The sequence below is a fragment of the Paenibacillus kribbensis genome, assembly GCF_002240415.1.
GTDB lineage: Bacteria > Bacillota > Bacilli > Paenibacillales > Paenibacillaceae > Paenibacillus > Paenibacillus kribbensis.
Window position 1 is genome coordinate 846751 of record NZ_CP020028.1, and the last position, 11208, is coordinate 857958.

General features: G+C 48.0%; 11 protein-coding genes. 9 read left to right on the top strand and 2 right to left on the bottom strand.

Translation table 11 applies throughout. From position 1 onward, the window contains the following. Positions 1–13: 13 nt before the first annotated feature. The 3 genes from B4V02_RS03785 to B4V02_RS03795 all read left to right on the top strand — a co-directional run bounded on the left by B4V02_RS03785 (position 14) and on the right by B4V02_RS03795 (position 2273). A complete protein-coding gene (locus B4V02_RS03785; RefSeq protein WP_094153798.1) occupies positions 14–757 on the top strand; it encodes an alpha/beta hydrolase in 744 nt (247 codons plus the stop codon). 146 nt (positions 758–903) lie between these two features. Further along, positions 904–1815: an aldo/keto reductase gene (locus B4V02_RS03790; protein WP_094153799.1), complete on the top strand. Its 912-nt coding sequence runs from the start codon at positions 904–906 to the stop codon at positions 1813–1815. A gap of 131 nt (positions 1816–1946) precedes the next feature. Then, positions 1947–2273, top strand: coding sequence for a thioredoxin family protein (locus tag B4V02_RS03795; RefSeq protein ID WP_094153800.1), 327 nt, complete (start codon positions 1947–1949; stop codon positions 2271–2273). A 145-nt stretch (positions 2274–2418) separates the two neighbouring features. Here the strand turns inward: B4V02_RS03795 and bacA are convergent, their stop codons facing one another. After that, a complete protein-coding gene (bacA, locus tag B4V02_RS03800; protein WP_007432208.1) occupies positions 2419–3216 on the bottom strand; it encodes an undecaprenyl-diphosphate phosphatase in 798 nt (265 codons plus the stop codon). Between the two features lie 63 nt (positions 3217–3279). Next, positions 3280–4635: a hemolysin family protein gene (locus B4V02_RS03805; protein WP_094156930.1), complete on the bottom strand. Its 1356-nt coding sequence runs from the start codon at positions 4633–4635 to the stop codon at positions 3280–3282. 224 nt (positions 4636–4859) lie between these two features. Here B4V02_RS03805 and B4V02_RS03810 point away from each other — a divergent pair, with 224 nt between their 5' ends. The 6 genes from B4V02_RS03810 (at position 4860) to def (ending at position 11114) form a co-directional block, all read left to right on the top strand. Further along, positions 4860–5651: a DUF1836 domain-containing protein gene (locus B4V02_RS03810; protein ID WP_094153801.1), complete on the top strand. Its 792-nt coding sequence runs from the start codon at positions 4860–4862 to the stop codon at positions 5649–5651. Between the two features lie 201 nt (positions 5652–5852). After that, a complete protein-coding gene (locus B4V02_RS03815) occupies positions 5853–6794 on the top strand; it encodes a glycosyltransferase family 2 protein (RefSeq protein WP_094153802.1) in 942 nt (313 codons plus the stop codon). A 39-nt stretch (positions 6795–6833) separates the two neighbouring features. After that, on the top strand, positions 6834–7787 hold the full coding sequence (locus tag B4V02_RS03820) for a glycosyltransferase family 2 protein (protein ID WP_094153803.1): 954 nt from the start codon (positions 6834–6836) through the stop codon (positions 7785–7787). Positions 7788–7857: 70 nt separating this feature from the next. Beyond that, positions 7858–9237: a lipopolysaccharide biosynthesis protein gene (locus tag B4V02_RS03825; protein WP_094153804.1), complete on the top strand. Its 1380-nt coding sequence runs from the start codon at positions 7858–7860 to the stop codon at positions 9235–9237. Then, positions 9212–10186 (top strand): polysaccharide pyruvyl transferase family protein, encoded by a 975-nt coding sequence (locus tag B4V02_RS03830; RefSeq protein ID WP_094153805.1) that lies wholly within the window; start codon positions 9212–9214, stop codon positions 10184–10186. Before B4V02_RS03825 ends, B4V02_RS03830 begins: the two co-directional genes overlap by 26 nt. 346 nt (positions 10187–10532) lie before the next feature. After that, positions 10533–11114, top strand: coding sequence for a peptide deformylase (gene def / locus B4V02_RS03835; RefSeq protein ID WP_094153806.1), 582 nt, complete (start codon positions 10533–10535; stop codon positions 11112–11114). Positions 11115–11208: the final 94 nt, after the last annotated feature.

Sequence of the window (11208 nt, forward strand, 5' to 3'; positions counted from 1 at the left end):
GAGACTGAGTAGAATGAAAGGAACTATAGATGATGTTTTATTAGATGAGTACCTTGTACACATCTATACGCCTCCTGTCTTCGCGAAAGAAAATGAGCTCTATCCTGTACTGTATGTACAGGATGGCAGTTCATTATTTCTAAGCAGTCTGGATGAGTTGGAGCGGCGTTTTATTGCGGGGGAGCTCCCCTGTGTCGTGCTGGTAGGCATTCAGCCCGTCAATCGGCTGGATGATTATACACCTTGGCAGGTGGCAGCTCTAGTAGAAGGAAGACCTGCCTTTGGCGGGGGTGGAGATGCTTATCTGGCATTTATAGTGACACAAGTCATGCCATACGTCGAGGCGGAATTTCCGGTTCAAACCGGACCGGAGCATACAGGCCTCATCGGCGCCTCGCTGGGCGGATTGATTTCTATGTATGCCGCTTTTCGATATGCGGACGTATTTGGGCGCATCGGCTCGATTTCAGGCTCCTATTGGTATCCGGGCATGATCGGCTATATGCAGTCTGCTTCTTTTGCAACTGGAGCGGTTGGTACACATCAATTTTACGTATCCGTCGGGACGCGTGAAGGTGAGGGGAAAACGAATGTGCAGAAAGATATGGTTTCGTTAACCCTTCAGGCACGTGAAGCGCTACTGGGACAGGGGCTTGATGAAAAGGATGTTCTTCTCGTGTTGGATGAGGATGCGGTGCATCGAGTGGATTTTTTCCAGCGTCAATTCCCCGAGGCCATCAAATGGTTGTTCCGATAGCACAAATGGAATACGGACTTTATACAATAACCCCAAAGGATTGGAGATCGTGGAGTCTCTATGCCCTTTGGGGTTATTTTTTGCGTATAATAGAGTAATATTCAAAATTTGATGTTACACGCTAATGAAAGTGAGGGAACTCATATATGAAAAAAAACCGTCTGGGCTCTTCGGATTTGCTGGTAGGCGAGATTGGCTTGGGATGTATGTCGATCGGCACGGAGGAGCAGCAGGGGATTTACCTGATACATGAAGCGCTGGACAAGGGTGTAAATCTGCTGGATACAGCCGATCTGTACCATTACGGGCGCAATGAGGAAATTGTCGGTGCAGCGATCCGTGGGCGACGGCAGGATGTCATCCTGGCGACCAAGGTTGGCAATCGGCGCATACCGGGGCAGGAGGGCTGGGGATGGGACCCGTCCAAGCCATATATCCTGTCTGCGGTCAAAGAGAGCCTGCGCCGCCTTGGAACGGACTATATCGACCTGTACCAGCTTCATGGGGGAACGATTGGCGATCCAATGGACGAAACGATTGAGGCCTTTGAACAGCTCAAAAGAGAGGGCGTTATCCGCTATTATGGCATTTCTTCGATTCGTCCTCACGTCATTCGAGAATATGCCCAACGCTCGAATATCGTCAGTGTCATGAACCAATATAGTTTGTTGGATCGGCGTGCAGAGGAAGAGGTGCTGCCTTTGCTACATGAACGGGGAATCAGTGTGATTGCACGCGGGCCTGTCGCCAGCGGCGTATTGGCTGATGGAGGGGAAGAAAAGGCAGCCAAGGGCTATCTGGACTATGAGGAAGCGGAGCTGCTGGACGTGCGGAAGCAATTAAAGGCATTCGCAGGGGCAGATCGCAGCATGGGGCAGACAGCTATCCGTTACAGCCTGTCTCATCCGGCTGTCGCTGCTGTCATCCCGGGTGCAAGCTCATTGGCACAATTGGAGCATAATACCGCAGCAGCGGATATCTCGCCGCTAACCGGACAGGAGCGGCAGACACTGCAGCAAATCAGCCGGGCCAATCGTTATGATGCACAGTACCGCTGATAAGTTCAACGTGTACTTGTCCCAGTTGCAATATATGAAAGAATCATTACAATATAAGAATAAGCTCAGGTTTATCATCCATATTTGAGTATGGAGAGGTTCATAAATACACCCTAAGGAGGGGCACACGCATGGAACGCATTGAATCACAGCAGCAATATCAGGACTTGATTAACGGTGACGGCCTGACCGTCGTAAAATTTGATACAACCTGGTGTCCGGATTGCAAGACACTGGATCAATTCATGGACGGTATTATTGAGAAAAACGCAGATAAACGCTTCTTTGCGCTCGATGCCGAGAAATTCCAGCCGATTGCCGAGGAAAATCAGGTGCGCGGTATTCCAAGCCTGCTTGTTTTCTGCAACGGCGAAAAAATTGCTCATTTGCACAGCAAATACGCCAAAACACCAGCACAAGTTTCCGAGTATCTGACCACGCTGGAATCCAAACAATAATCTGTACGCAGGCTTCAAGCATGGAATGAACGTATGTACATTTTAGTAAATATGGCTTCAGTGTAATCAAAAAGGGGATATCCCATGGCAGATGATTTATGCCATGCGGATATCCCTTTTTGAATGTAAAGCAACAAATAATGGCTTACAAAATAATGAAGAAGAACACAGCCGCCAGTACGAAGCGGTAGATGGCGAATGAGGTCAGGCTCAAGCGTTTGAGCAGACCGAGGAATGTTTTGATCGCCAGCATTCCGACGATAAATGCGGTAATAAAGCCGGCCGCGAACACTGGAAAATCGCTCATGGACAGATGATCCATACTTTTGATCATATCAATGCCTGATGCGCCCAGCATGACTGGAACAGATACCAGAAATGTAAATTCTGCGGCTGCCGTATGACTCACACGTGCGAATAAACCCCCGGACATGGTTGAGCCTGAACGGGAGAAGCCTGGCCATAGAGCCAGAACCTGAAACAAACCAATCGTAAATGCTTGTTTGTACGTAATTTCATCGATGGTTTGTGATTTAATAGGCGGATGGAATTTTTCAGCGGCGATCATCAGCAGGCCCCCGATAACCAAACTGTACAATACGGTTTCAGGACCAAACAGGTATTGTTTGATTACATCGCGGAACAGTACGCCAATCAGCCCCGCAGGGATCATGGCCAAAATAATATGCAGCAGATTAAGGCGTGGCTGGGATGAAGTTCTGCGTCTGAAATCAAACAAACTCAGGAATCTGCGCCAATACAATACGACAACCGCCATTACAGCACCTAGCTGCACGATGACCTCAAACGTTTTGACCGTATCATTCTCTGTGTTGAGCCCGAGCAGATCAGCTGTCAGGATCATGTGACCCGTCGAAGAGACCGGCAAAAACTCTGTCAGTCCTTCAATAATTCCCATAATAATAGATGATAAAATATCCACTTTACTAGTTCCTCCTTACACGCGTACAGGGCAAACGACCTGAGTCGTTTGCCCTAAAATATGTCATTCAGATTCCGTTTCTAATTCCGATATCGGAGATTTCTGGTGTAAAATAATTTCCACCCGACGAATACGATTTTTACCCATTTCACGAATGATAAATTTCACATCATCTTCTATGAATTCCTTGCCCTGTCTCGGTTCTGGAACCCGGCTATACACCCACCCTCCGACAGTATCCACGTCTTCATCGTCCAATGCCATGCCAGTCAAATCACTCAGATCGGAAAGCAATACTTTACCATCCATCAAATAACTGTTTTCCGTCAGTTTCTCGATTTCCTTCCGTTCATCCTTGTCAAATTCGTCTCGGATTTCGCCAACAATTTCCTCCAAAATGTCCTCAATGGTAATGAGACCGGAGGTTCCGCCGTATTCATCGACGAGAAGAGCGATATGAACCTGCTCCTTCTGCATGCGTTTCAGCAGCGTGTTAACGGGCATAACCTCGGGAACGGTCAAGATCGGCTGAATCAGACTATCGAAAACAAGCTCCGGATTGCGATCATACTCAAGGAACAGCTGCTTGGTATTAATCATACCGATGATCTGATCCTTGCTGTCTGTCGCCACCGGAAAACGGGTATACTGCTCTTCATGAATAGTCAGCATGTTTTCTTTCAGCGAGCGATTCGTAAACAAGCATACCATATCTGTACGTGGCACCATAATTTCCTTGGCGACGGTCTCGTCAAAAGCAAAGATCCGATTCACGTAGCCATATTCGGTGTTATTGATCTTACCACTTTCCACGCTTTCGGACAAAATGATTTGAATTTCCTCCTGAGAATGCGCTTCTTCATGTTCGCTTGCCGGTTGAAGACCGAACAGACGAACCAGACGGTTGGCCGAGCCGTTCAGGAGCCAGATAAACGGATACATAATCCGGTTAAACCACACGATAACGGGGGAGGTTAAGAGGCTGATGGCCTCCGCTTTGCGGATAGCCAATGTTTTGGGAGCCAGTTCACCGATCACCACGTGCAGGTAAGTTACAATGATAAATGAAATAATAAAGGCCAGGATATGTGAAAAATCCCCATTGATGTTGAGCTGTTGAAAGAGAGGCTCCAGCAATTTGACCACGGTCGGTTCACCGAGCCAGCCGAGTCCCAGAGCTGTAATCGTAATACCAAGCTGACAGGCGGACAGGTAGCCATCCAGATTATTGACGACCTTTTGTAACGCCAGTGCATTTTTACGGTTTTCCGCTACCAGCTGATCGACCCGGCTGGAACGGATTTTAATGATCGCAAACTCGGTAGCTACGAAGAAAGCACTAAATAAAATCAACACCGCAAACAAAAATAGACTGACACCTATACCCATATAATCTTCACTCATCCCTTTTTCGTTCAATTTTTTTAGGAACTCCATTTTAAGTTCACTTGAACTTATTGTAAGAACTTAAAAGAAAATATACAAGGTTCATATGGAATCGTGGCAGGTCGCTTGCCGCCAATTTGCACGGAAAACATGGCATAAAAGAACCCGCACGGCTCATTGCTTCACTTTACAAGCCTAGTTCAAGAGCGTATGATGAGTTCAAATGAACTTGAAATGTGATAAAGGGAGGAAAGCAGATGGAGTCTTTTACCCTCACTCGCCGTGATATGGCCCATTTGCTGCTGGCCATGGAAGGCCGCCGCGAATTGCAGCCTCTGGCCGTTCTTCAGGATGCCTGGAGACGCACTCATAGTCGTTCCGGCAGTACCATGCCGACATTCTTGTATACGGAAGTGACGCCTGTGCTGGATAAAATCATCAAGGGCAAGCACAGCGCCGCCTTTTCGCTTCAGGAGATCGTTTCTCTAGGTCAATTGGTCGAGTATAGCCATGTCTCGCTGGCCTCCATGCAAAATTGGGTCAAACGTGATTTCAAGGAGTTTCTCGGCGCTCCGAAGATCGGCAAAAAATACTCGGTCAACCAGGCAGCCATTTTGCTCATTGTGGAGGATTTAAAATCATGCCTTGATTTTGAATCCATCCGGCAGTTGTTTCATATCCTGTTCCAACAGCCGGAAGATGATACAGATGATCTGATTCAGCCAGTGGATTTGTACGCCGCGTATTCAACTTTGTTTGAGGAACTGGATGCGAATGGAGATCAATTGCTGGATGTGACAGGAGTTGGACATGCAAAAGAAAACGGGAATTTCAGTACAGTACAGCAGCGTCAGGAAGGCGCCACAGAGGAACTGCTGGTTCAGGCGGCAGATCAATACACCAGTCGTTTACCGTATTTGACTACCAATCAGCGTGAGGCGGTACGTAATACGCTGCTGGTAGCAGCGGTAGCGGTGCAAAACAGTTATTTCTTGTCCATGGCACGCCGGTATGTGAATGCGACGTTGTTTCTGGACTTTCAAGGTTAGATCAGGATTGGCGCTAGAAGCCGATCCTCTTTTTTTGCCCTTTTTCGAGTATATCTACCCTTTTGGTGACTGAAAAAGTATACAAAAGAGGTATATACACTAAAACGCTGTCAAAGATACAATAAACATATATAATCCAGCAATTGGAAAAAGATTGAATATCACTTCCAAAGCTTCTGGATACTCACAGGAGGTAATGGCATGTCCGATGTCTCCATCATCATTTGCACCCGCAACCGGATCGAAGACCTGACACGCTGTATACAGTCTATTGCAGCACAGCAGCAGCTGGAGCATACGGCTGTAGAATTGCTGATTGTTGATGACGGTGATATTTCCGGCAGGCAGGTCGAGCAATATCGTGACATGGTATCCGGGTTGCCCCAAGGCGTTCTGAAGTATCATAAAAAAACTCGTCCCGGTGTTTGGCTATCCCGCTATGAAGCCTTGTCTCTCGTGCGGTATGATATCGTGCTGTATTTTGACGATGATGCCGAGCTGGACGATCAACTCTATATCCGGCGCTTGCTCGATACCTATGATCAGGATAAGACGATTGTGGGTGTTGGAGGGATTGCAAAGGGACTACATTCGAGCCGGGCAGGAAAGCTGCTGGGCGTTTTGACATTTCAGATGTCCCCATCCCTCGGCAAACTTTCACCCAGCAGTCTGGCAGGTTCATTACTGCGTTGGAGCGAAGCAACGGAGATATTTGACACCGAATTTTTTCATGGCTGCAATATGTCATTCCGAAAGGATGCGCTGCGGGATATGAAGCCATATCCGTGGATGACCAGCTATGCTGTGGCTGACGATCTGTACATGTGCCAGCTGGCGAGCCGTTACGGCAAGCTCGTTATCAATCCCGATTTAACCATCATCCATCACGAATCTCCAAGCTCGCGTGATAAGGCGGGCAAGGTAGCCAAGGCTACAGCGATCAACCACTATTATTTTCTCGCTCTGAAAAAGGCAGGAGCCATTCGGTATGGAGCTCTTTTATGGACCTTATCCTACTTGATGCTCAAAGAAACGCTGCGCCGCAATTTTAATGCCGCAGACGGATACAGGCAGGGGGTGTTGTTCATTCTGAACCCGCGCAAGCAAAAATACAACGAGTATTTAGGCCCGGCGGTTCAGTAATCTGTTCTACACACATTTACAGGATAAAGGGGGAGTATGATGTTAAGCTTGTCCATTGCCCTGTGCACCCGAAATCGGATTGACGATCTGACCCGATGCATCAATTCAATCGCTATTGGCGGAGCACCGGAGGGATGTGAAACCGAGCTGTGGGTTATCGACGATGGAGAACTGCCGAAGCATGTGCTGGAGCGTTATGAGCGGCAGCTGGGCAGAGCGGGTATTGCTTACCGATATCATCGCAAGGAGCAGCCGGGCTTATGGTTATCGCGTGTGAAGACGGTTGAGCTTGCGCGGGGTGACGTTATTTTGTTCCTTGATGATGATGTGGAGCTGCCGAGCAACTATTTGCATGAGTTAATGCATACTTATGAAACTTATCCGCAAGCTGCTGGTATCGGCGGCATTGCACAGGGAATGAGCAACAGCTTCATGGGGACGATTCGTTGCCTGCTGTCATTTCAGCAGTCTTTGTCCAAGGGCAGGCTGTCCCTCAGCGGTCAGTCCGGCTCGATGTACAACTGGCATAAGGCGAAGAAGACGTTCCGAACCGAGTTTTTCCATGGGTGTAATATGTCATTTCGCCGGGAGGCCATTCAAGGTCTGGAGCCGGTGCCCTGGCTGCAAAGCTATAGCGTAGGCGAGGATCTGTTGCTTTCGCGTATTGCGATGAAAAACGGCCCGTTGTACATCAATCCAGCGCTCACGCTGCTTCATCACGAATCGCCGTCCTCGCGCGACAATATGGAGCAGGTCACTTATATGCGGGTGATGAATCATATTCATCTGCTGCGGGACGAGCGTTCCGGACCGATTGGTTATGCAGCGTTGTACTGGACGACATTATATCAGATTTTGAGAGAGAGACCTCGGAAAAATCATGCTGCCATTCAAGGCTACAGAAGAGCGCTGAAGGCGATCTTTTCAAGTCAAAAGGAGCCTCTTGGCGGAGGGCAGCTGCCTGAACGCAATTCCAAAAAAACGGCAGGTTGATGGAGGTGCGGCGGAAGACGCGATGTGAGCAGAAAAGAGGGTTTAATAAGGAACGGGAGTTGGACGTGACATGAGCACATGGACAGCAGCAAGGAAAGTATTCACGGGTGACAGTCTTGCCAAAACGATCATGCGTACGAGCTTTAACAATTTTTTTGTACTGATCGTTACGACCCTGACCTCCATCCTGACCGCGCGTATGCTCGGAGTAGAGGGGAAAGGGGAACTGGCAGCGGTTCTGTTTTGGCCAACGCTGATCGGCAGTGTATTGAGCTTCGGCTTGCCCACGTCACTCATTTATAACATCAAGAAGAAAACAGGTACGACAGAAGAATTGCTGTCGCTGTCGCTGTGGATTCAGCTGCCTGCCAGTTTGCTGGCTGGGGCTGTGGCCTGGATATGCATGCCCATGTGGCTTAGTGGCTATGGGGCGGATATTATCCAGCTGTCTCAGCTCTATTGTGCCGCAGCGATACCGCTCGCGGTGCTTACAGCACTGACGACGGCTCTGTCGCAAGGGTTGGATCGCTTTAGCGTCTACAACGGCCTGCTGTTTTACTACCCGTTGTTGAACTTCATCGGCCTGGTGACACTGTGGTTGATGGGCTTGCTCAATGTCCAGCTGGCGGGGACGGTGAATTTTGCGGCAAGTCTCCTTGCGCTGATGTGGGCGTTCCTCCGTTTGAGAAAGCATATGAATTTGCGTGCTTTTCGCCCGTTTACCCGTCGCGAGGTGCTCCGCCCTTATTATAGCTATGGAGCGAGAGTCTACGGGATGGAGTTGATGGGGACCCTGTCCACACAAACGGACAAAATTGTCATTGTGGCGCTGCTGTCTCCCAAAGCCTTCGGTCTATACTCTGTTGTCTACGCCTTGTCGCGTGTGTTCAATGTGGTGCAAAATGCCGTCACTAACGTCACTTTTCCCAAGGTGACCGGGATGGAGCACAGCAAGATTGTCGAAACAGTGGGCCGTGCTTTCCGCATCTCGATGGCTGCCATGCTGATCGTCATTGTGCCCGCTCTCTTCATTGGACGCTATATGCTGGGTTTGCTGTACGGGCCCGCTTTTCTGGAAGCATCGCTAACGTTCTACCTGCTGTCATTGGAATGTATTATCGGTGGCGGCTCCTGGATTCTGGCTTCAGCCTTCAACGCGCTGGGTCGTCCGGGGCTTGTATTGTTCCGGCAAATTGTAGCCTACGCGATCACCGTCGGTCTGTTTTTTATTTGTACACCGATTTTCGGTCTGGACGGCATTGCCATTGCTTTGCTCGCAGGCGCTTGTATACGGCTGGCATTCTCATTATTTTCATTTCCTATGTTTTTTAATGTTCCGCTATCACGGATCGTTTTTGATAAAAGTGACATCACGTTTGTCATTCAGACCATACAAAAGAAGCGCAGGAAGGGAGAACTGAAAGATGCCGAATTCGCATCCCATGGCTAAACTGAAAAATAAGCTGAGCGTCATTCTCGACGTAGTCCCTCAAGGCTCGAATATCATTTATGTCGACTATCCCGTTTATAATAATGGTGGGGATGTACTCATCATGAAAGGCACCGAGGCATTTTTCAAGGATAACGGTATTCATGTCCGTGCCCGTTACAGCGCTATGGACATTCCCGATCAGCTTCACATTCCGGGCGACTGCATTATCGTGTGCCACGGCGGCGGCAATTTCGGCGATTTATACTTAAATCATCAAAATTTGCGAGAACGCATCGTTCGCGATTTCCCTAACCACCGAATTGTCATCATGCCACAGACGATTCACTTTCAGTCTGAACAGAAAGCCAATGAGGTCGCTGCCCTGTTCAATGGCCACCCCGATCTGCATATGTTTGTACGTGACACACGCTCTTATCAGTGGGCCAAGGACAAGCTGAATCAATGCAACATCACGTTATGTCCGGATATGGCACACCAACTCTGGCCATTAAAGCCGACTACGGAAACCGTGAAGGACGTACTGTACTTCCTGCGTACCGATATTGAAACGGTAGGGGGGCAAAAGAAATTTGACGACGAGGCCCATGCAGCCCATCGTCTGGATTGGGACACTTTGTTCACTCCGCTGGAGGTGAAGGGGATCGTCTACTTCCAAAAGTTTTACCGTTTGAATAAAAAAATCGGTGGACCATTGCCGACGCGCACCTTTTGGTACAAATACACGGACCATCTGATGAACAAAGCGGTCACGCTGTTCAGTTCTTACCGCGAGGTTCGTACCTCACGGCTGCACGGTCATATTCTGGCTTGTCTGCTCGATATGCCGCATATGGTTATTGATAATTCCTACGGAAAAAATTCTCAATATTATAATACCTGGACTCAGCCAAATCCCAAGGCGAGGCTGTTTAACGATGCACCTGAGGAATTAGAGCAGCCGTCTTAATGTTAGGGAAAGTTATTTTCAAAAGCCTCCTGATCATTGAATTGATTTAGGAGGTTTTTGTTTTCTTTCATATAGGGACGAAATTATTTCATGTGATAAATAATTAAGGCGATAAATAGTTAATGACATGATCAGCAACCAAAACTGCAGCGAAGAGGGCGGAATCCGTCCGCGTAGCGGCCGCTATTGCACAAAATTCTACTCCAAACGTCGCTTTATTTTGACAATTCATTTCAGAAATAGATATAATTCATGTGATAAAACTTGCAGAAAACTAGGGAATTCCCCAGTTTTTGCAGCACATCACATGATCATATATTTTATTTAAATGAATCGAGGCTGACGAATGAGCAATCAATCGATGGACATGCTTCTCACCAAGGATATCGTGCGTGAAGGGGAAACGATTTTGCGTACAAAGGTTGATCCGGTATGCCTGCCGCTGTCTGAAGAGGACCTTCAACAGATGCAATGGATGCTGGATTATCTGAAAAATAGCCAAAATGAAGAGCTGGCCACCCGCTATGAGCTGCGCCCGGGTGTGGGGCTATCCGCCAACCAGGTAGGTCTGAATAAAAGAATGTGCGCTATCTATTATGAGGATGGAGACCAAACGATAGAGTATGCGCTGTTTAATCCGAAGCTGGTCAGCCACTCCACATCCATGATTTATTTGGAACAGGGAGAAGGGTGCTTGTCAGTGGATCGTTACATACCCGGATATGTGCCGCGTTATGAAAAAATTCGCATTAAGGCCATTTTGCCGGACGGAACGCAGGAACTATTGACCTTCAAAGGCTATGCAGCGATTGTGGTACAGCATGAAATGGACCATTTGGACGGTATTATGTTCTATGACCGCATCAACCCGGAAGATCCGCATAAGCTTCCACAGGGAGTTCATATTGAACCTTTTGTGCGTAAATAGTTCATGATTGGTAAAGTGTGGTGACTTCGTTCGCCACATTTTTAATTTTCAAGAAAATATGGATATAAATGTTGCTAAGCTTTAAACTGGAATC

Bases quoted from the DNA above. Each gene is read 5' to 3' on its own strand.
- B4V02_RS03815 (WP_094153802.1), top strand. From the start codon at position 5,853: ATGTCCGATGTCTCCATCATCATTTGCACCCGCAACCGGATCGAAGAC.
- B4V02_RS03830 (WP_094153805.1), top strand. From the start codon at position 9,212: ATGCCGAATTCGCATCCCATGGCTAAACTGAAAAATAAGCTGAGCGTC.
- B4V02_RS03785 (WP_094153798.1), top strand. From the start codon at position 14: ATGAAAGGAACTATAGATGATGTTTTATTAGATGAGTACCTTGTACAC.
- B4V02_RS03820 (WP_094153803.1), top strand. From the start codon at position 6,834: ATGTTAAGCTTGTCCATTGCCCTGTGCACCCGAAATCGGATTGACGAT.
- B4V02_RS03825 (WP_094153804.1), top strand. From the start codon at position 7,858: ATGAGCACATGGACAGCAGCAAGGAAAGTATTCACGGGTGACAGTCTT.
- B4V02_RS03790 (WP_094153799.1), top strand. From the start codon at position 904: ATGAAAAAAAACCGTCTGGGCTCTTCGGATTTGCTGGTAGGCGAGATT.
- B4V02_RS03795 (WP_094153800.1), top strand. From the start codon at position 1,947: ATGGAACGCATTGAATCACAGCAGCAATATCAGGACTTGATTAACGGT.
- B4V02_RS03810 (WP_094153801.1), top strand. From the start codon at position 4,860: ATGGAGTCTTTTACCCTCACTCGCCGTGATATGGCCCATTTGCTGCTG.
- def (WP_094153806.1), top strand. From the start codon at position 10,533: ATGAGCAATCAATCGATGGACATGCTTCTCACCAAGGATATCGTGCGT.